Consider the following 20,164-nt stretch of genomic DNA (forward strand, 5'->3'; position numbering starts at 1 on the left):
GGCTCGCTCCCACAGGTTGAGCTGGAATGCGATTGAATGTGGGAGCGAGCCTGCTCGCGAAGGCGGCGGGTCATTCGAGATCGTGGTGACTGACACTACGCTTTCGCGAGCAGGCTCGCTCCCACAATGGCTTTGCGGTGGTTATTCGAGGCGGGCCAGGCGTTCTTCCAGCGCCGCGATGCGGGCCTCGAGTTCTTCGATACGCTCCAGTGAAACGCCACCGCTCGAGCGATCCGCGGGATTCTGCCGCGCCGCCAGGATCGCTTCGATATCTGCCGGATCGCCCAAGGCATGGGTATAACGATCCTCGCGCTGCCCGGCCTGACGCGGAATCAATACCGCCAGTCCGCGTGCAATCAGGCGTTCGAGCTGATGCACGACCTGCTCGGCGTCTTCGAACTCGTGCATGCGCCCGCTGCGGGTCAGCAGTTCGTTGACGGTCTGCGGGCCGCGCAGAAACATCAGCCCCGTCAGAATCACCTGTGCCGGCACCAGTTCCAGCGCCTTGTCGACCTTGTGTTCCCAGCGGTCGGCACGGCTGCCCATTACCAGCCGGGTAAAACCACGCCCCTCCAGAGCGCGCAGGCTCTGCCCGACCTGGCCCTGATTGAGGTTCATCACCGGTTCGCGGCTGGTTTTCTGATTGCAGGCCAGCACCAGCGCGTTGAGGGTCAGCGGATAGGTTTCCGGGCTGGTGGCCTGTTTTTCGATCAGCGCACCGAGAATGCGGATTTCCGTGGCATTGAGCCGAGGCTGTTCGGAGGTGGATTCTTGTTCGTTGCTCATCGCGCGTTCCCTCTGCAGTCGAAGCCGCCTAGCCTAATCCTTGCCAAACAAAAGGCAAGCCGTGTGCTCATCAAGCATGGCTATAATCGCCACCACGTATTACCCAGCCATCACATGAGATTGCCATGACCATTTCACTGTACGCCGCATCCGTCCCGGTTTTTCAACAAATGCTCAACGCCCTGAGCGATGTGCTGAAAAAGGCCGAAGCCCACGCCAGCGCGAAAAACATCGACCAGAGCGTCTTCCTGCAAGCGCGTCTGTACCCGGACATGTTCCCGTTGGTGCGTCAGGTGCAGATCGCCGTGGACTTCGCCAAAGGCGTGTCGGCGCGTCTGGCTGAAGTCGAACTGCCGAAGTACGACGACACTGAAACCACCTTCGCCGAACTGCAAGCGCTGATCGCCAAGGTTCTGGCCTTTATTGGCGAGATCAAGCCAGAGCAGATCGATGGCAAGGAAGGCATCGAAATCGTGACCCGTCCGGGTACGCCGAAAGAGAAGCGCTTCAGTGGTCAGGCATATCTGCTGACTTACGGCTTGCCGCAGTTCTTCTTCCACGTCACCACCACCTATGCGTTGCTGCGTCATAACGGCGTTGAAGTGGGCAAGCGCGATTACATGGGCGCGTTCTAAACACCCGGACACGAAAAAGCCCGCCAAGGTTCGCGCCTTGGCGGGCTTTTGTTTGATCGTTCCCACGCGCAGCAAAGGAATGCAGCCCGGGACGCTCTGCTTCCCATTCAGAGCCGAACGCGGAGCGTCCGTTGAGGCATTCCCACGCAGAGCGTTGGAACGATCTGTAATGTCTCGCCCCTTTCGCGCGCAGGCTCGCTCCCACAAGGTAAGGCGGTTACGCCGTACGCTGAGCCTTCTCTTCTTCGCCCAGGCAAGCCGCCGCGGTAAACAGCACGTCAGTCGACGAGTTCAGCGCGGTCTCCGCCGAATCCTGCAGCACGCCAATAATGAAGCCCACCGCCACGACCTGCATGGCGATCTCGCTCGGGATGCCGAACAGGCTGCACGCCAGCGGAATCAGCAGCAGCGAACCACCGGCCACACCCGAAGCGCCACAGGCGCAAATCGCGGCGACGACGCTGAGCAGGATTGCGGTCGGAATGTCCACGGCGATGCCCAAAGTGTGCACCGCCGCCAAGGCCAGCACGGTAATGGTGATCGCCGCACCGGCCATATTGATGGTCGCGCCGAGCGGGATCGATACCGAGTAAGTGTCTTCGTGCAGGCCCAGGCGCTTGCTCAATTCCAGGTTGACCGGAATGTTCGCCGCCGAGCTGCGGGTGAAGAACGCGGTGATGCCGCTTTCGCGCAGGCACATCAGGGTCAGCGGGTACGGATTGCGGCGCAGCTTCCAGAACACGATCAGCGGATTCATCACCAGCGCGACGAACAGCATGCAGCCCAGCAGCACCGCCAGCAGGTGCGCGTAGCCCAGCAGCGCGCCGAAACCGGAGGTGGCCAGTGTCGACGCGACCAGGCCGAAGATGCCCAGCGGCGCGAAGCGAATGACCACGCGGACGATCACGGTGACGCCGTTGGACAAGTCACCGAGCACTTCGCGAGTGGTGTCGCCAGCGTGGCGGATGGCAATGCCCATGCCGATCGCCCAGGCCAGAATGCCGATGAAGTTGGCATTCATCAGCGCGCTGACCGGGTTGTCGACGACGCTGAGCAACAGGCTTTGCAGGACTTCGCCGATGCCGCCGGGCGCAGTCACGGCAACGTTGTCGGTCGATAGCACCAGATTCGACGGGAACGCCATGCTGGCGACCACGGCCACCACCGCAGCGCTGAATGTACCCAGCAGGTAGAGGAACAGGATCGGCCGGATGTGGGTTTCCTGACCGTGCTTGTGGTTGGCGATCGAGGCCATCACCAGCACGAACACCAGAATCGGCGCCACGGCTTTCAAAGCCGAGACAAACACCTTGCCGATGAACGCGGTGGACTTCGCCAGCTCCGGTGCAATCAGGGCCAGGGCAATACCGGCGATCAGACCAATGACGATCTGGCTGACCAGACTCAGGCGTTTCAGGCGTTGCAGTAACGAAGGGGATGAAGCGGTCATAGCGGCATCTCTGTTTTTTATAGGGTGCGAAGCGTCGTGGGCAGTCACGAAACGCCTGTCGAAGTGACATCAACGCCGCCAAACGGCACGTTGAACAGCTGTACGATTTTCAGGGCGCGGACTTTATCACAGCGTAGGCATGAACCTTCAGACCTGTGACGATCTGCCACCGGATCGGCCCGGCAGATCGGCAGTTTTGGGCAACTCAGTGCGGACGCAGTCTGTTAAGCTTCGCCATCCTCATTTTCAAGTTCTGCCAGCGGGCCTCCGGGTCATCGCTGGTGTCGTCGTTTTGCTGGAGTTGCGCATGCTGTTGCCTATTCTTCTGTTGTCCGCCGCCGGGTTCACGGTGCTGACCACGGAATTCGTCATTGTCGGCCTGTTGCCGGCGATCGCCCGAGACCTCGAAGTCAGCATCCCGCAAGCCGGGCTGCTGGTGACCTTGTTCGCCTTTACCGTGGCGCTGTTCGGCCCATTCCTGACCGCCTATTTCGCCCGTTTCGAACGGCGCAAACTGTTTATCAGCATTCTGATCATGTTCGGTCTGGCCAATACCGTTGCAGCGTTGGCGCCGAATATCTGGGTGATGGCCATCGCGCGTCTGATTCCGGCGTTGGGTTTGCCGGTGTTCTGGGCCTTGGCCAGTGAGACGGCGGTGGACATCGTCGGCCCGGATTTCGCCGGCCGCGCCATCGCCAAGATCGGCTTCGGCATCGTCTGCGCCACTGTGTTCGGCATTCCGGTCGGTACGCTGATTTCCGACGCGTTCGGCTGGCGCAGCGCATTCGGCATCCTGGCGTTGATCGCGTTTGCCAAAGCCTTGCTGCTATTTGTCTACCTGCCGAAAACCAGTCTGCACCAGCATCAGGTCAGCTTCCGTTCGCAGTTCAAGATCCTGCGCAGCCCGCTGATGCTCGGCCATATCTTGTTGTCGATTCTGGTGTTCAGCGGCATGTTCACCGCTTACACCTACCTTGCTGACATCCTCGAACGACTTGCCGGTTTCAACGGCACCGTGGTCGGCTGGTGCCTGATGGCGTTTGGCGCAGTCGGGCTGGTCGGCAACTCGCTCGGCGGGCGTGCGGTGGATCGGCATCCGCTGGGGGCGTCGGTGTTGTTTTGTGCGTTCATGATCGCCGGTATGGTTTCGCTGGTGCCGAACATTCATTCGCCAGTGGGTCTGGCGGTGGCGATGGGCATCTGGGGCGTGACTCAGGCGGCGTTGTTCCTGGTCAGCCACGTGCGCCTGATGAAAGCCGCGCCGGAAGCGCCGGCCTTCGCCGCGTCGCTGAACATCGCCGGGGCCAATCTCGGCATCGGCCTGGGCGCGATGGTCGGCGGCCGGGTGATCGACACTGCCGGCCTGGGCTTCCTGGGCTTTGCCGCTGCCGGCTTCATTTTGCTGTCGGTGTTCCTCGCCATGGTGCTGATGACGCTGAAGCCGCGCGAAGTCTGCGCTTCATAACCCGGTAAACAGCTCGCGTCGGGCACCCTCGGTAATCGCTACGATGCCAGGGTGCTTGACCTTGCGTTCCACCGAAATGGCATAGAACGACTCGCTCACCGCGTCGGTCTGGCCGATCAACTCGACGCCGTACTGTCGCTTCACTTCCTCGGCAATCACGCTCGGGCCGATAAAGATCCCGCTGCCGGATTGGCCGAAGGCCTGCATCAAAGCACTGTCATCGAACTCGCCGACAATCTGCGGCTGGATCTGCTGTTCGGCGAACCAGCGCTGCAAACGGCTGCGCACCACGGTTTCCGCGCCGGGAATCAGCAGCGGCGCGCCATGCAGGCTGCGCGGGAAATCCTGGCCATATATCGCGGCGAGTTCGGCGGTGGCGAAAAAACTGATCCCGCATTCGCCGAGCTTCTGGCTGTAGCCTTTGATGTCCAGATGCGAAGGCATCGGGCTGTCGGAAATCACCAGATCCAGACGCTGAATGGCCAGATCGGCGAGCAGGCGCTCAAGCTTGTCTTCGCGGCAGGTGATGCGCAGCGGCTCGCTCAATTCCATGGTCGGCGCGATCAGGCGATAAACAATGGATTTGGGCACCACGTCGGCCACGCCGACGCGAAAGAGGATCTGCTGCTCGTTGGGCTGCGCACGCAGCATCAGCTCCAGCTCGCCGCCCAACTGAAACATTTGCTCGGCGTAGGGCAGGGTCTGGCGCCCGGCTTCGGTGAGCTCCAACTGGCGGCCAACTCGGCGAAACAGTTCCACGCCATAGGTTTGTTCAAGCAGTGAGATCTGTCCGCTGATGGTCTGTGGCGTCAGGTTCAGCTGCTCGCAGGCGCGGACGATGCTGCCGGTTTTGGCCACAACCCAGAAGTAATGCAGTTGTCGGTAATTAAGCATATCAGTCGCCACTTCGTGAAAACCGAAGTATAGCCGCTAAAAATACGAATTTTCCTGAAGTGTTCATCTCCCTAGAATGCCCAGCCATCGACGGCCGGTGTGTGCGCCTGTCTGTTCATTCGAAGGAAACCTTATGAAATACACATTTCCCGCAGTGATGTTTGCGTCTTTACTGGTTCTGGCTGGTTGTGATCAGGCGGAAAAAAGCGCCCAGCAACTGATGGGCGCGGCGGCTGAAACTGCCAAGCAAGCGATTGACGACACCCATAAAGCCGCTGAGCAAGCGCTCAGTGATGCCACCGGTGGTTTGATCGAGAAAAAAGAAACCCCGGAAAAACAAACGGAAGAATCCGAATCTTCCTCCAAGACCATCTAAACCGTCTTACACAGAGTCAGGACTGACCCATGGAATATCTGTTAGAACTCGCCGCCAGCCCCACCGCTTGGGTTGCTTTGGCCACACTGGTGGTAATGGAAATCGTGCTTGGCATCGATAACCTGATCTTTATTTCGATCCTGACCAACAAGCTGCCCGAACAGCATCGGCAGAAGGCGCGCCGTATCGGTATCGGCATGGCCCTGATTCTGCGTCTGGCACTGCTGAGCACCATCGCGTTCATCGTGCAGTTGACCGAGCCTGTGATCGAAATCCTTGGCCAGGCGTTCTCCTGGAAGGACATGATCCTGATCGCCGGTGGCCTGTTCCTGGTGTGGAAAGCAACGACCGAGATCCATCACAGCATGGACCCGTCGCCGGAAGACCCGAAAACAGCTACTTCGACCGTAACGCTTGGTTTTGCCGCAGCTATCGGTCAGATCCTGATGCTCGACATGGTGTTCTCGATCGACAGCATCATTACCGCTGTCGGCATGACTGAACACTTGCCGATCATGATCATCGCGGTAGTGGTGTCGGTGCTGGTGATGTTGCTCGCGGCTGATCCGCTGGCCAAGTTCATCAACGACAACCCGACCGTGGTCATGCTGGCGCTGGGCTTCCTGATCATGATCGGCATGACGCTGATCGCCGAAGGCTTCGGCGCCCACGTACCGAAAGGCTATGTGTACGCGGCCATGGCGTTCTCGGCGGGCATTGAGGTGTTGAACATGATGTCGCGCCGGGCGAAGCAGAAGAAGGTTGCTCAGCAGGCGTAATTGCTGAGAACACAAAAAACCGCCTGGGCTGGTTGGGCTCAGGCGGTTTTTTTATTCACCTTTTGCTGAGTTATCGAGAGCGCGCTGCTGCTGAGCGCTCTCATGAGGGAAGGACCTTGTTGGTCCTCAATGCGCAGCAGCGTGCCGCACTGGGTGCTTCTCTGTCTTCTCAACCGGCATCGTCTGCACCGGATGATGATGCCGCCGCGAAATCCGCAACACACCCCACAACATGGCAGTCGCCACGGCCAGCCAGCCGGCTATCAACATCACAATGGTCATGGTCAGGCTCATTGGTGCCTCCTCTTCGCCCTGCATCGGGCGCCCGCTTTTCGCAATTCGCTCTATTTCAGTGACAGTCTAGTCAATGGGGTGTTTCAAGCTATTGACCAAAGGTCGTTAGTCACCAATCAGTTTGCTCTATGCAATCGCAGAGTCTGCGGTTTAAGGCTATACCGCAGGCGGGTGCGGCTCTATGATCGCTGGCGTTGCCGGAACACGATGACCGGCGTCTGGAAGAGAGTGACGATGGTGCAGGTATTTTCTCGAGTGCGTGGAGCGTTGCTTGCCGGCGCTTGCGCAGTGTTGCTGAGCGGATGTGCGGGCAACGTAGCGCCAGAAGTCAAACGCTTGCCGGAGCGGGTTGAACTCAGCGGCACCTTTTATCGTGGCGAAGCCAATCAGAGCGGGCCGCAGGTGCTCGCCAGTCTGCTGTCGCAACAAGGCATCGTCATCACCCCGGGCCTTCTGGAAAAACCGCTGCACTTGCCGGGCGCTGAGGACAAGCTGCAGCAGAACATGCAGAACCTCGCGCGCGAATACGGTCTGGTGGTTTATCCGCTCGACAGCAAGCTGCCAGCCTTGCTGACCCAGGTCGCAGCGGGCTATCCGGTCATGGTGCGTTTCAGCGAAGGTTCGGCATTCTGGGCCGAGCCGCGTTACGCGATCCTGTCCGGCTACGATCGCAATAAACAGAAGGTCCTGCTGCGCGCCGGCATGAATCGTCGGCAGTTGATGGATTTCGGCAGCTTTCAAGCAGCGCTCGACAAGGCCGGTGGCTGGGCGATCCTGATTCAGAAACCGTCGCAGATTCCGGCATCTGTCGACCGCTCCCGTTGGCTGAAAGCCGCCGATGAGCTGGCGCAGGCCGGTGAAGAAAACGCTGCGGCGCAGGCGCGTAAGGCTCTCGCGGCGCAATAAACCTCCGTTCGTCATCTGCCGGGCACGACTGCGCCCGGCGAGCCTCTGAAGATTAATGCCCGTGCTTCGCGGGTGAATCAAGGAGGCAACATGGCAGATTCCCCAAACCCGAAAGGCCCACACTCGTCCGAACATTCCTCGGGCGATGATCTGGGCTTCGATCCGGATTCGCCGGACCTCGACGATCCGCAAGTTGATCCGGTCGGTCCGGCGAAAGCCCCGCTGGATGTCGAGCCCGGTGAAGATCCGAAGAAACCGGCCAAGCCCTATGATCCGTTAGCCGATCTGAAACCTTGATGTGAGGTGCGTATGAGTACCGATTCAAGCTTCGATGACCACAAACCTGACAGCGTACCGACCACGCCGGAGCCGGAGGTTGATCCGGTGCTGGACCCGGACAGCCCGATGCGCGACCCGATGGCGCGGCCAAATGTGCTGACGCCGGAGGTTTCGCCAGAGCCGAGCTCGGGCGATGGTATCCCGGATGACGACAAGATGCCGCTGCCCAACGACTGATGCGCAGACGAAAAAAAGCCCCGAACATTCGGGGCTTTTTCATCATCGCCGGATTTACTTCGCCGCCTCGACCACGCCGCTCTGACGGCTCTTGAGGTTTTTGTCGGCTTTGTACTGCTGTGCCACCGCTGGAACACTGGCGCTGCGCCCGGTTTCCACCCAGCTGCGGATACGGCTGGCGTCGGCAAAATGCGTGTATTTGCCAAACGCATCGAGAATCACCAGGGCGACCGGACGGTTGCCCATCTTCGTCACCAGCACCAGGCAGTGGCCGGCCGGGTTGGTAAAACCGGTCTTGGTAATCTTGATGTCCCAATCAGCCTTGTTGACCAAGTGGTCGGTATTGCGGAAGCCCAGGGTGTAGTTGGGCTTGCGGAACGCCACGGTTTTTTCCTTGGTGGTGGTCAGTTGCACCAGAAGCGGTTGCTTGTGCGCAGCCACCAGCAGTTTGCTCAGGTCGCGGGCGGTGGAAACGTTGCGCTCCGACAAGCCGGTCGGCTCGACAAAGTGCGTGCTGGTCATGCCCAGCGCCTTGGCCTTGGCGTTCATTGCCGCGATAAAAGCAGCGTAGCCGCCCGGATAGTGATGGGCGAGGCTGGCGGCAGCGCGGTTTTCCGAGGACATCAAGGCGATCAGCAGCATCTCGCGGCGCGGCAGCTCACTCTTGAGTTTGACCCGGGAGAACACACCCTTCATTTCCGGAGTGTTCCTGATGTCGACATCGATCCATTCGTCCATGTTCTGTCGAGCTTCTACCACGACCAGGCCAGTCATCAGCTTGCTGACGGAAGCGATCGGCACGATCACGTCAGGGTTGCTGGAATAGATGACTTTATTGGTCTGCATATCCATGAGCAGGGCGCTGCCGGACGCGATCTTCAAAGTCGAAGCGTCACGTGGGGCAGCGGTGGTTTCCGCAGCGTTGATCGTTGGCGTGATGAATGTGCCTGTAACAGCAAACAACAGGCTCAGAATCGAGAGACGAATTTTCACGCGGGTGAACTCTAAAAGGTTGGATATACCGTTAGTTTGTAACGGGTTATTTCTTAACACCGGCGCATTTTAGGAGTATGGCTGAAGAACTGTCGATGGTTGTTTGTAAGACCTGAAAATCTCGTGAAAAGGCCTGTAAAAAGAGCGGTTTCCGGCGAACGGTTGAAGTTTTTTCTCAGGCACGAAAAACCCCGCACAAGGCGGGGTTCTGGCGCAGCGGAAATTCCGGTCAGGCGTGCAGGGTTTCTGCGGCGTAGAGCGTGTTTTCCAGCAGGCAGGCGCGGGTCATCGGGCCAACGCCGCCCGGTACCGGGGTGATCCAGCCGGCGCGGGGCAGGGCGGTTTCGTAGACAACGTCACCGACCAGTTTGCCGTCGTCCTGACGGTTGATGCCGACGTCGATCACGATCGCGCCTTCCTTGATCCACTCGCCCTTGACCAGGCCCGGCTTGCCGGCGGCAACGACCACCAGATCAGCGCGGCCGACGTGGCCCGCCAAATCCTTGGTGAAGCGGTGAGTCACGGTGACGGTGCAGCCGGCCAGCAGCAATTCCATGGCCATCGGGCGACCGACGATATTGGAGGCGCCCACAACTACCGCATCCATCCCGTAAAGATCAGCGCCAGTGCTTTCCAGCAAGGTCATGATGCCTTTCGGGGTGCAGGGGCGCAGCAGCGGGATGCGCTGGGCCAGGCGACCGACGTTGTACGGGTGGAAGCCGTCGACGTCTTTGTCCGGGCGAATGCGTTCCAGCAGCTTGGACGCGTCGAGGTGTTCGGGCAGAGGCAATTGCAGGAGAACGCCGTCGATAGCCGGATCGTCGTTGAGGCGATCGATCAGATCGGTCAGGGCGTCCTGAGTGGTGTCGGAGGGCAGGTCGTAGGCTTGAGAGAGGAAGCCAACCTCTTCACAGTCTTTACGCTTGTGCGAGACATAAACCTGAGAGGCAGGATCGCTGCCGACCAGGATCACCGCGAGGCCGGGGGTGCGCAGGCCTTGCTGGCGACGCTCGGCAACTCGTTTGGCGATCTGCTGGCGCAGGCTGGCGGCGATCGATTTGCCGTCGATTAGTTGTGCAGTCATTGCGCGTGATTAACCATCGAGAGGGGAAAAAATGAGAACGCATTCTCGCATGTCGAGCGGTGAGGGCAAAGGCGCTTGGTCAGCAAATTCCTCTAACTCCTTTAATTAAATGAATTTTTTTCAAAAAGGATTTGACGACCTTTGGAGCCCTCTATACTATTCGTCGCACTTGTCGGGCACAGCCTAGCACTGGTTAAGAAGGTGAAGCGGAATCAAGGTTCTGCGACACTGGAAAGCACTTAGTTTGTAGTCCTTTAAGAGTACAGATTAACAAGGCGCCCGTAGCTCAGCTGGATAGAGCATCCGCCTTCTAAGCGGATGGTCGCAGGTTCGAGTCCTGCCGGGTGCGCCATTAGGCAGCTTTGGCACAAGTAACGCGATATGGTGGGCGTAGCTCAGTTGGTAGAGCACGGGATTGTGACTCCCGTTGTCGTGGGTTCGATCCCCATCGTCCACCCCATATTTCGAAAGGCGCCAGATTTAACGGTCTGGCGCCTTTGCTTTAAAAGCTTCATCCGCGGATGTGGTGGAATTGGTAGACACACTGGATTTAGGTTCCAGCGCCGCGAGGCGTAAGAGTTCGAGTCTCTTCATCCGCACCAAATAAAGCTTCATCTGTGCCTAGGGCCTGATGCAGTTTCGACAAAGAAGTTGTTTGGCTTTTTTGTTACGCAATATGGTGGGCGTAGCTCAGTTGGTAGAGCACGGGATTGTGACTCCCGTTGTCGTGGGTTCGATCCCCATCGTCCACCCCATATTTCGAAAGGCGCCAGATTTAACAGTCTGGCGCCTTTTTTGTTTTAGCGGTTTCGAAATCCGGCCATGGCCGATTTCGAGGCGCAGGGCAGGGCACTTCATCGCTTTTAAAGGATCGGATGACGCTGAACTGCTCGTCGTTCCGGTTTTGCTGGAACACCTGTCGGGGCGGATTTGATAGTTGCTTCTATATATAGAAGCGTTGCTGCAGAGCCCTGACGTGATCGCTTGTATTCGCCAGTGGAGTGCACGGCATTCGTGCGGCGCTCCCTATAAATTGCCTGCTGTTTTTTTACCCGTTTCCAGTAGGGTGACTTCTTGAGTTTGACCCACTAGAATGCATGCCCTTGATTCTGGGGTCGGAAACGGCCGGCTAACGTCTGTGCAACGAGGAATATCCATGCAAGTTTCTGTTGAAAATACTACTGCTCTCGAGCGCCGCATGAGCGTCACCGTGCCGGCAGAGCGCATCGAGACTCAGGTCAACAAGCGTCTGCAGCAGACTGCCCAAAAGGCCAAAATTGCTGGCTTCCGTCCAGGCAAAGTGCCAATGAGCGAAATCAAGCGCCGTTTCGGTGCTGATGCGCGTCAGGAAGCGGTAGGCGACGTCATCCAGTCTTCCTTCTACGAAGCTGTGGTCGAGCAGAAGCTCAACCCTGCCGGTTCGCCTTCGATCGAGCCTAAGTCGCTCGAAGCGGGCAAGGATCTGGAATACGTTGCTGTATTCGAAGTCTTCCCTGAGTTCACCGTTGCTGGCTTCGAAGGCATCACCGTTGAGCGTCTGAGCGCTGAAGTGGCTGACGCTGACCTGGACAAGATGCTCGACATCCTGCGCAAGCAGAACACCCGTTTCGAAGTGGCCGACCGTGCTGCTCAGAACGAAGACCAACTGAACATCGATTTCGTTGGCAAGGTTGACGGCGAAGTGTTCGCTGGCGGCTCCGCCAAGGGCACTCAGCTGGTACTGGGTTCCGGCCGTATGATCCCGGGCTTCGAAGATGGCCTGGTTGGCGCTAAGGCTGGCGAAGAGCGCGTTCTGAACCTGACCTTCCCTGAGGACTATCAGAACCTGGACCTGGCTGGCAAAACCGCCGAGTTCACCGTGACCGTCAACACTGTGTCCGAGCCTAAGCTGCCTGAGCTGAACGAAGAGTTCTTCGCTCAATTCGGCATCAAGGAAAGCGGCATCGACGGTTTCCGCACCGAGGTTCGCAAGAACATGGAGCGTGAACTGCGTCAGGCGATCAAATCCAAGGTCAAGAATCAGGTAATGGACGGTCTGCTGGCCACCAACCCGATCGAAGTGCCAAAGGCTCTGCTGTCCAACGAAGTTGACCGTCTGCGCGTGCAGGCTGTTCAGCAGTTCGGCGGCAACATCAAGCCAGACCAACTGCCGGCCGAGTTGTTCGAAGAGCAAGCCAAGCGCCGCGTCGTGCTGGGCCTGATCGTTGCTGAAGTGGTCAAGCAGTTCGACCTGAAGCCTGACGAAGCTCGCGTTCGCGAAATGATTCAGGAAATGGCTTCCGCTTACCAGGAGCCAGAGCAGGTCGTGTCGTGGTACTACAAAAACGAGCAGCAACTGAACGAAGTGCGTTCGGTTGTGCTGGAAGAACAAGTTGTGGATACTGTTCTGCAGAAAGCTAGTGTGACCGACAAATCGGTCTCCTACGAAGAAGCAGTCAAGCCGGTAGAAGCTCCAGCAGCCGACTGATTGATTTTGCGTTAGAAGTGCACACCATAAGCCAGCTCTCGAGCTGGCTTATGCGTATTCAAGACATAACTATTTGGGAGCGACTGCAGAGCATGTTCCGTAATTCTTATATTCAGCAGAACTCTGATATCCAGGCCGCCGGCGGCCTGGTCCCGATGGTTGTCGAGCAGTCCGCTCGTGGCGAACGCGCCTACGACATCTACTCGCGCCTGCTCAAGGAGCGAGTGATCTTTCTGGTGGGCCCGGTAGAGGACTACATGGCCAACCTGATCTGTGCGCAACTGCTGTTCCTTGAAGCGGAAAACCCGGACAAGGACATCCATCTGTACATCAACTCGCCGGGCGGTTCGGTGACTGCCGGCATGTCGATCTACGACACCATGCAGTTCATCAAGCCGAACGTATCGACCACCTGCATCGGTCAGGCCTGCAGCATGGGCGCATTCCTGCTCACCGCAGGTGCACCGGGCAAGCGTTTCTGCCTGCCGAACTCGCGCGTGATGATTCACCAGCCACTGGGCGGTTTCCAGGGCCAGGCGTCGGACATCGAAATCCACGCCAAGGAAATCCTCTTCATCCGCGAGCGTCTGAACATGCTGATGGCCAAGCACAGCGGCCGTACTCTGGAAGAAATCGAGCGCGATACCAATCGCGACAACTTCATGAGTGCCGAAGCTGCGAAGGAATACGGCCTGATCGACGAAGTGATCAACCAGCGTCCAGCTTAATATAAGCAGCGCAAAACAGGCCTGATCGGCATGTCCGATCAGCGGCGGGCTTGAAAAAGCCCGCAATAGCCTTCATCTTGTGTTGCAAGCCTATCGGATTTGGATCGAACGAATGACTGACACCCGCAACGGCGAGGACAACGGCAAGCTGCTCTATTGCTCCTTCTGTGGCAAAAGCCAGCATGAAGTGCGCAAATTGATTGCCGGCCCCTCGGTCTTTATCTGCGACGAGTGCGTCGACCTGTGCAATGACATCATCCGCGAGGAGGTGCAGGAAGCACAGGCCGAAAGCAGCGCGCATAAATTGCCTTCGCCTAAAGAAATCAGCGGCATCCTTGACCAGTACGTCATTGGTCAGGAGCGTGCGAAAAAGGTTTTGGCCGTAGCGGTGTACAACCACTACAAGCGCCTGAACCAGCGTGACAAAAAGGCTGACGACGTCGAACTCGGCAAGAGCAACATCCTGCTGATCGGCCCGACAGGCTCCGGTAAAACCCTGCTGGCCGAAACACTGGCCCGCTTGCTGAACGTTCCGTTCACCATCGCTGACGCAACTACCCTCACCGAGGCCGGTTACGTGGGTGAAGATGTCGAGAACATCATTCAGAAGCTGCTGCAGAAGTGCGATTACGACGTAGAGAAAGCCCAGATGGGCATTGTCTACATCGACGAAATCGACAAGATTTCCCGCAAGTCCGACAACCCGTCGATCACCCGTGATGTTTCCGGTGAAGGCGTGCAGCAGGCCTTGCTCAAGTTGATCGAAGGCACGGTCGCTTCGGTACCGCCGCAAGGTGGCCGCAAGCATCCGCAGCAGGAGTTTCTGCAGGTCGACACCCGTAACATCCTGTTCATCTGCGGTGGTGCGTTCTCCGGCCTGGAAAAGGTCATTCAGAACCGTTCCACCAAAGGCGGCATCGGCTTCAACGCCGAAGTGCGCAGCAAGGAAGAGGGCAAGAAAGTCGGTGAATCCCTGCGTGAAGTCGAGCCTGACGATCTGGTCAAGTTCGGTCTGATCCCGGAATTCGTCGGTCGTCTGCCGGTCCTGGCGACACTGGATGAGCTCGACGAGGCTGCGCTGATGCAAATCCTCACCGAGCCGAAAAATGCTCTGACCAAACAGTATGCCAAGCTGTTCGAGATGGAAGGCGTGGATCTGGAATTCCGTTCCGACGCGCTGAAATCGGTCGCAAAGCGTGCTCTGGAACGTAAAACCGGTGCCCGTGGCCTGCGTTCGATTCTCGAAGGTGTGCTGCTCGACACGATGTATGAGATCCCCTCGCAGTCCGAGGTGAGCAAAGTCGTGATCGATGAAAGCGTGATCGAAGGCAAGTCCAAGCCACTGTATATCTACGAAAACAGTGAGCCGACGGCCAAGGCAGCGCCGGACGCGTAAGTGTTCACAGCGCCGCAACAAAGAAGGGGCCTTCGGGCCTCTTTTTTTTTAAGTCGTTTTTTACCTCCGCTTTGCGCTTGTTTTTTTTCGAGGCAGCCCCCATCTTGGTTTCAAGCTTAATTCCATCTGATTACGGCCATACGGCCGCCGTAGAGGCGAAATCATGAAGACAACCATCGAATTGCCTCTCCTGCCATTGCGTGATGTCGTGGTTTATCCGCACATGGTTATCCCGCTGTTCGTGGGGCGCGAGAAATCCATCGAAGCCCTCGAGGCCGCGATGACGGGTGACAAGCAGATTCTGCTGCTGGCCCAGAGAAACCCGGCTGACGATGATCCCGGTGAAGACGCTCTCTATCGCGTAGGTACGATTGCCACGGTTCTGCAACTGCTGAAGCTGCCTGACGGCACCGTCAAGGTTCTGGTCGAAGGCGAGCAGCGTGGCACTGTCGAGCGCTTCAGCGAAGTCGATGGCCATTGCCGCGCCGAAGTGTCTCTGATCGAAGAAGTCGACGCCGCCGAGCGTGAGTCGGAAGTCTTCGTGCGCACACTGCTTTCGCAGTTCGAACAATACGTTCAGCTGGGCAAGAAGGTCCCGGCTGAAGTCCTGTCGTCGCTCAACAGCATCGATGAGCCCGGTCGTCTGGTCGACACCATGGCCGCGCACATGGCGCTGAAAATCGAGCAGAAGCAGGAAATCCTCGAGATCATCGATCTGTCGGCCCGTGTCGAGCACGTGCTGGCACTGCTGGATGCCGAAATCGACCTGCTGCAGGTTGAAAAACGCATTCGCGGTCGCGTCAAAAAGCAAATGGAGCGCAGCCAGCGCGAGTACTACCTGAATGAGCAGATGAAGGCCATTCAGAAAGAACTCGGCGACGGCGACGAAGGCCACAACGAAATCGAAGAGCTGAAAAAGCGCATCGATGCTGCCGGCCTGCCGAAAGACGCACTGGCCAAGGCCACTGCCGAGCTGAACAAGCTCAAGCAGATGTCGCCGATGTCGGCTGAAGCCACTGTGGTGCGTTCCTACATCGACTGGCTGGTGCAGGTGCCGTGGAAGGCGCAGAGCAAAGTACGCCTCGACCTGGCCCGTGCAGAAGACATTCTCGACGCCGATCACTACGGCCTCGAAGAGGTCAAGGAGCGCATCCTTGAATACCTCGCCGTGCAGAAGCGCGTGAAGAAAATCCGTGGCCCGGTGTTGTGCCTGGTCGGTCCACCAGGCGTGGGTAAAACCTCGCTGGCGGAATCGATTGCCCATGCCACCAACCGTAAATTCGTACGTATGGCCTTGGGCGGCGTGCGTGACGAAGCGGAAATTCGTGGTCACCGCCGGACCTACATCGGTTCGATGCCGGGTAGATTGATTCAAAAGATGACAAAAGTGGGCGTACGCAACCCGCTGTTCCTGCTCGATGAAATCGACAAGATGGGCAGCGACATGCGTGGCGACCCGGCGTCGGCGTTGCTGGAGGTGCTCGATCCCGAGCAGAACCACAACTTCAACGATCACTATCTGGAAGTCGATTACGACCTCTCTGATGTGATGTTCCTGTGCACCTCGAACTCGATGAACATCCCGCCAGCGCTGCTGGACCGGATGGAGGTCATCCGTCTGCCGGGTTACACCGAAGACGAGAAGATCAACATCGCCGTGAAATACCTCTCGCCGAAACAGATTGCCGCTAACGGTCTGAAGAAGGGCGAGCTGGAATTCGATGAGGAAGCGATCCGCGACATCATCCGTTATTACACCCGTGAAGCGGGCGTGCGGGGCCTTGAGCGACAGATCGCCAAGGTCTGCCGCAAGGCAGTGAAAGAGCATGCGCTGGAAAAACGCTTCTCGGTAAAAGTGACAGCTGATCTGCTCGAGCATTTCCTTGGCGTGCGCAAGTTCCGCTACGGCCTGGCCGAGCAGCAGGATCAGGTGGGGCAGGTGACTGGCCTGGCGTGGACTCAGGTTGGCGGCGAATTGCTGACCATCGAAGCCGCAGTAATTCCGGGTAAAGGGCAGCTGATCAAGACCGGTTCGCTCGGTGATGTGATGGTCGAATCGATCACTGCCGCACAGACCGTTGTGCGCAGCCGCGCCAAGAGCCTGGGCATCCCGCTGGACTTCCACGAGAAGCGCGACACCCACATTCACATGCCGGAAGGTGCTACGCCGAAAGACGGCCCTAGCGCTGGCGTGGGCATGTGCACCGCGTTGGTCTCGGCATTGACCGGCATTCCGGTGCGCGCCGATGTCGCCATGACCGGTGAAATCACTCTGCGTGGGCAAGTGCTGGCAATTGGCGGTTTGAAAGAAAAACTGCTGGCGGCACATCGCGGCGGAATCAAGATTGTGATTATTCCGGAAGAAAACGTCCGCGATCTGAAGGAGATTCCTGACAATATCAAGCAGGATCTGCAGATCAAACCGGTTAAATGGATTGACGAGGTCCTGCAAATTGCGCTGCAATACGCGCCGGAGCCCTTGCCGGATGTGGCTCCGGAGATAGTTGCCAAGGACGAAAAACGCGAGTCTGATGCCAAGGAAAGAATTAGCACGCATTAATACGTTTTAGCCTGGGGGGCTTTCCTTGACAGCATTTTAGAGCCCTTGTTATAAAGCGGCTCTTAAGTGTCTGTAGGCCATTCAGCACTCGTTTTTGCTTTCACCAAAAAACTTAGAAACATCTCAAAATAGATATAAGGGGACTTAGAGTGAACAAGTCGGAACTGATTGATGCTATCGCTGCATCCGCTGATATCCCGAAAGCTGCTGCTGGCCGTGCGCTGGACGCTGTAATCGAATCCGTCACTGGCGCTCTGAAGGCTGGCGACTCCGTTGTTCTGGTTGGTTTCGGTACTTTCTCCGTGACTGACCGTCCGGCTCGTACCGGTCGCAACCCGCAAACCGGCAAGTCTCTGGAAATCCCGGCTGCCAAGAAGCCAGGTTTCAAAGCCGGTAAAGCGCTGAAAGAAGCTGTTAACTGAGTTTCCAGGTTTTTACCCATCCGGGTCGGGGTCAAGCCTGACTTGGCAGCGGAGCGGTAGAGCAGGTGGCTGAAAGAGCCACCTGTAACGCCGGGATCGAGGGTTCGAGCCCTGTCCGCTCCGCCAGTTACGAGAAGGCGCATCCTCGGATGCGCCTTTCTTCTATCCGGATTCTACCCACGCTCCACGGTTGCCTAAATTGAAGTTCAACCGTTTCTGGGGGACGCATGCTGCAGAATATCAGGGACAATTCACAAGGCTGGATTGCCAAGACCATTATCGGGGTCATCGTTGCACTGATGGCCCTGACCGGTTTCGATGCCATTTTCCAGGCCACGACTCACAAGAACGAGGCGGCCAAGGTCAACGGTGACGAAATCAGCCAGAACGAGCTGAGCCAGGCCGTTGATATGCAACGCCGTCAGCTGATGCAACAGCTGGGCAAGGACTTCGATGCTTCCTTGCTCGACGAAAAGATGCTGCGCGAATCGGCGCTCAAAGGCCTGATCGACCGCAAGTTGCTGCTGCAAGGCGCCGAACAGGCGAAGTTCTCGTTCTCCGAAGCCGCGCTGGATCAAGTGATCCTGCAGACGCCTGAATTCCAGGTCGACGGCAAGTTCAGCTCCGAGCGTTTCGACCAGGTGATCCGTCAACTGGGTTACAGCCGCATGCAGTTCCGCCAGATGCTGGCTCAGGAAATGCTCATCGGCCAGTTGCGCGCAGGCGTTGCCGGCAGCGGTTTCGTCACCGACGCCGAAGTGCTGGCATTCGCCCGTCTGGAAAAACAGACCCGTGATTTCGCCACTTTGAACGTCAAGGCCGACCCGGCTGCGGTCAAGCTGACCGATGACGAGGTCAAGGCTTACTACGACGAGCACGCCAAGGAATTCATGACGCCGGACCAGGTGATCATCGATTACGTCGAGCTGAAGAAGTCGTCGTTCTTCGATCAGGTCGCGGTCAAGGATGAAGACCTTGAGGCGGCGTACCAGAAAGAGATCGCCAACCTGGCGGAACAGCGTCGTGCCGCGCACATCCTTATCGAAGTGAACGACAAGACCACTGAAGCGCAGGCCAAGGCGAAGATCGACGAAGTCCAGGCGCGTCTGGCCAAGGGTGAGAAGTTCGAAGCGCTGGCCAAAGAGTTCTCGCAGGACCCGGGTTCCGCCAACAATGGTGGTGATCTCGGTTACGCCGGTCCTGGCGTTTACGATCCGGCCTTCGAAAAGGCTCTGTACTCGCTGTCGAAAGACCAGGTGTCCGAGCCGATTCGTACCGACTTCGGTTATCACCTGATCAAGCTGTTGGGCGTGGAAGCGCCTGAAGTGCCGACCCTGGCCAGCCTGAAAGACAAGCTGACCCGCGAGCTGAAAGCCGCTCAGGTCGAGCAGCGTTTTGTTGAGGCGACCAAGCAACTGGAAGACTCGGCGTTCGAAGCCTCTGACCTGGCGCAGCCAGCAGCGGATCTGAAACTGACCGTGCACACTTCCAAACCGTTCGGCCGTGAAGGTGGCGAAGGTGTTGCAGCCAACCGTGCCGTGGTCACTGCTGCGTTCAGCCCGGAAGTGATTGATGAAGGTGCCAACAGCACCGCCATCGAGCTCGACCCGGAAACCGTGATCGTGCTGCGCGCCAAGGAGCACCTCAAGCCTGCGCAACTGCCACTGGAAAGTGTGAGCGCGGCGATCCGTACTCAACTGACCAAGGAGCACGCCAGTGCCGAGGCCAAGACCCGTGCCGAGAAGCTGATCGCTGATCTGCGCGATGGCAAGGCGCCGCTGGACAAGGCCATTGAGGGTCAGAACTGGAAGATCACCGAAGCGGCCACCCGTGGTCAGGAAGGGGTTGATCCGGCTGTGCTGCAGGCACTGTTCCGTATGCCGAAGCCGGCTGCCAAGGACAAGCCGACGTTCTCCAGCGTTACGTTGCCGGATGGCAGCCTGATGGTTGTGCGACTCAACGGTGTTAACGAAGCTGCCGCGCCTACTGATGAAGAGAAGGCGCAATATCGTCGCTTCCTGGCTTCCCGTGAAGGGCAGCAGGACTTTGCGGCGTATCGCAAGCAACTGGAAGCTGAGGCGGAGATCGAGCGGTTCTGATCTTTTGACTGACGTTTGAAGGAGCCCCGGCCTGATGGTCGGGGCTTTTTTGTTTTTGGTGGCTTGGCGGCCTTTGGGCCGGCCATGCTCTGGGTGGTTTGGGTGAATATCCGGTTCTTCGGGTGCGGCGGCTGGCGGTTTCGCCCTTACGGCCAGGCACTTTTTCCAGACGCCGAAAAAGTACCCAAAAAGGCTTGCTCCTACGTTCGGCCCTCGCAGGCTCGGGTTCCTTCGCTGCGGGATCGATCCGGGCGCAGCGGCTCCGGTTTGCTTCGCTGCACCTCCTTCCGCTGTGTCTGGCTGCGCCAGACGGT

General features: G+C 58.2%; 19 protein-coding genes and 4 tRNA genes. 17 read left to right on the forward strand and 6 right to left on the reverse strand.

The genetic code is table 11. The features are described from left to right. Window positions 1-141: 141 nt before the first annotated feature. Window positions 142-786 (reverse strand): DUF480 domain-containing protein, encoded by a 645-nt coding sequence (locus QMX86_RS21170; RefSeq protein WP_282385439.1) that lies wholly within the window; start codon window positions 784-786, stop codon window positions 142-144. 125 nt (window positions 787-911) lie between these two features. Here QMX86_RS21170 and QMX86_RS21175 point away from each other — a divergent pair, with 125 nt between their 5' ends. Continuing rightward, on the forward strand, window positions 912-1,421 hold the full coding sequence (locus QMX86_RS21175) for a DUF1993 domain-containing protein (RefSeq protein WP_016775348.1): 510 nt from the start codon (window positions 912-914) through the stop codon (window positions 1,419-1,421). Between the two features lie 217 nt (window positions 1,422-1,638). Here QMX86_RS21175 and sstT read toward each other — a convergent pair whose 3' ends face one another. Next, complete coding sequence (sstT, locus tag QMX86_RS21180; RefSeq protein ID WP_282385436.1) at window positions 1,639-2,871, reverse strand: serine/threonine transporter SstT; 1,233 nt, start codon at window positions 2,869-2,871, stop codon at window positions 1,639-1,641. A gap of 307 nt (window positions 2,872-3,178) precedes the next feature. Between sstT and QMX86_RS21185 the strand changes: the two genes are divergently transcribed. Further along, entirely contained in the window at window positions 3,179-4,336 is a 1,158-nt protein-coding gene (locus QMX86_RS21185) for an MFS transporter (RefSeq protein ID WP_016775346.1), read from the forward strand. Here the strand turns inward: QMX86_RS21185 and nhaR are convergent. Beyond that, window positions 4,331-5,230: a transcriptional activator NhaR gene (nhaR, locus tag QMX86_RS21190; RefSeq protein ID WP_282385434.1), complete on the reverse strand. Its 900-nt coding sequence runs from the start codon at window positions 5,228-5,230 to the stop codon at window positions 4,331-4,333. The genes QMX86_RS21185 and nhaR overlap by 6 nt on opposite strands. A 133-nt stretch (window positions 5,231-5,363) precedes the next feature. On the opposite strand from nhaR, the gene QMX86_RS21195 reads away from it, so the two are divergent. Both QMX86_RS21195 and QMX86_RS21200 read left to right on the forward strand, forming a co-directional pair. Next, on the forward strand, window positions 5,364-5,606 hold the full coding sequence (locus tag QMX86_RS21195; RefSeq protein WP_016775344.1) for a hypothetical protein: 243 nt from the start codon (window positions 5,364-5,366) through the stop codon (window positions 5,604-5,606). Window positions 5,607-5,635: 29 nt separating this feature from the next. Beyond that, window positions 5,636-6,385, forward strand: a complete 750-nt coding sequence (locus tag QMX86_RS21200; protein ID WP_071172950.1) for a TerC family protein — start codon at window positions 5,636-5,638, stop codon at window positions 6,383-6,385. Between the two features lie 126 nt (window positions 6,386-6,511). On the opposite strand, the gene QMX86_RS21205 is transcribed toward QMX86_RS21200, so the two are convergent. Continuing rightward, a complete protein-coding gene (locus QMX86_RS21205) occupies window positions 6,512-6,679 on the reverse strand; it encodes a hypothetical protein (RefSeq protein WP_016775342.1) in 168 nt (55 codons plus the stop codon). Window positions 6,680-6,913: 234 nt separating this feature from the next. Between QMX86_RS21205 and QMX86_RS21210 the strand changes: the two genes are divergently transcribed. From QMX86_RS21210 to QMX86_RS21220, 3 genes are all read left to right on the forward strand, one after another. Beyond that, window positions 6,914-7,585 carry a peptidase C39 family protein gene (locus QMX86_RS21210; protein WP_122703702.1) on the forward strand — a complete coding sequence of 224 codons (672 nt, stop codon included), beginning with the start codon at window positions 6,914-6,916 and terminating at the stop codon, window positions 7,583-7,585. Window positions 7,586-7,675: 90 nt separating this feature from the next. Beyond that, the gene (locus QMX86_RS21215; protein WP_024013462.1) at window positions 7,676-7,882 is read left to right on the forward strand and encodes a DUF6021 family protein; all 207 of its coding nucleotides are present in this window, start codon (window positions 7,676-7,678) and stop codon (window positions 7,880-7,882) included. A 12-nt stretch (window positions 7,883-7,894) separates the two neighbouring features. Beyond that, complete coding sequence (locus tag QMX86_RS21220) at window positions 7,895-8,101, forward strand: hypothetical protein (RefSeq protein ID WP_071172948.1); 207 nt, start codon at window positions 7,895-7,897, stop codon at window positions 8,099-8,101. Window positions 8,102-8,155: 54 nt separating this feature from the next. Here the strand turns inward: QMX86_RS21220 and pbpG are convergent, their stop codons facing one another. Then, the gene (gene pbpG, locus QMX86_RS21225) at window positions 8,156-9,094 is read right to left on the reverse strand and encodes a D-alanyl-D-alanine endopeptidase (RefSeq protein ID WP_073471341.1); all 939 of its coding nucleotides are present in this window, start codon (window positions 9,092-9,094) and stop codon (window positions 8,156-8,158) included. A 229-nt stretch (window positions 9,095-9,323) separates the two neighbouring features. Then, window positions 9,324-10,178 (reverse strand): bifunctional methylenetetrahydrofolate dehydrogenase/methenyltetrahydrofolate cyclohydrolase FolD, encoded by an 855-nt coding sequence (gene folD, locus QMX86_RS21230; protein WP_282385432.1) that lies wholly within the window; start codon window positions 10,176-10,178, stop codon window positions 9,324-9,326. A 275-nt stretch (window positions 10,179-10,453) separates the two neighbouring features. On the opposite strand from folD, the gene QMX86_RS21235 reads away from it, so the two are divergent. The 10 genes from QMX86_RS21235 (at window position 10,454) to QMX86_RS21280 (ending at window position 19,850) form a co-directional block, all read left to right on the forward strand. After that, window positions 10,454-10,530, forward strand: a tRNA-Arg gene (locus tag QMX86_RS21235). A 32-nt stretch (window positions 10,531-10,562) separates the two neighbouring features. Beyond that, window positions 10,563-10,638, forward strand: a tRNA-His gene (locus QMX86_RS21240). Window positions 10,639-10,695: 57 nt separating this feature from the next. After that, a tRNA-Leu gene (locus tag QMX86_RS21245) sits at window positions 10,696-10,780 on the forward strand. Between the two features lie 77 nt (window positions 10,781-10,857). Next, window positions 10,858-10,933, forward strand: a tRNA-His gene (locus tag QMX86_RS21250). A gap of 401 nt (window positions 10,934-11,334) precedes the next feature. Further along, entirely contained in the window at window positions 11,335-12,645 is a 1,311-nt protein-coding gene (gene tig / locus QMX86_RS21255; protein WP_122703708.1) for a trigger factor, read from the forward strand. 92 nt (window positions 12,646-12,737) lie between these two features. Then, window positions 12,738-13,373, forward strand: a complete 636-nt coding sequence (clpP, locus tag QMX86_RS21260; RefSeq protein ID WP_016775336.1) for an ATP-dependent Clp endopeptidase proteolytic subunit ClpP — start codon at window positions 12,738-12,740, stop codon at window positions 13,371-13,373. A gap of 112 nt (window positions 13,374-13,485) precedes the next feature. Further along, entirely contained in the window at window positions 13,486-14,769 is a 1,284-nt protein-coding gene (gene clpX, locus QMX86_RS21265) for an ATP-dependent Clp protease ATP-binding subunit ClpX (RefSeq protein WP_016775335.1), read from the forward strand. 163 nt (window positions 14,770-14,932) lie between these two features. Next, window positions 14,933-17,329 carry an endopeptidase La gene (lon, locus tag QMX86_RS21270; protein WP_016775334.1) on the forward strand — a complete coding sequence of 799 codons (2,397 nt, stop codon included), beginning with the start codon at window positions 14,933-14,935 and terminating at the stop codon, window positions 17,327-17,329. Between the two features lie 149 nt (window positions 17,330-17,478). Next, window positions 17,479-17,751, forward strand: coding sequence for an HU family DNA-binding protein (locus QMX86_RS21275; protein ID WP_016775333.1), 273 nt, complete (start codon window positions 17,479-17,481; stop codon window positions 17,749-17,751). A 227-nt stretch (window positions 17,752-17,978) separates the two neighbouring features. Then, window positions 17,979-19,850 (forward strand): SurA N-terminal domain-containing protein, encoded by a 1,872-nt coding sequence (locus tag QMX86_RS21280; RefSeq protein ID WP_282385431.1) that lies wholly within the window; start codon window positions 17,979-17,981, stop codon window positions 19,848-19,850. Window positions 19,851-20,164: the final 314 nt, after the last annotated feature.

The organism is Pseudomonas sp. PS01270 (genome assembly GCF_029959775.1).
GTDB classification, from domain to species: domain Bacteria; phylum Pseudomonadota; class Gammaproteobacteria; order Pseudomonadales; family Pseudomonadaceae; genus Aquipseudomonas; species Aquipseudomonas atacamensis.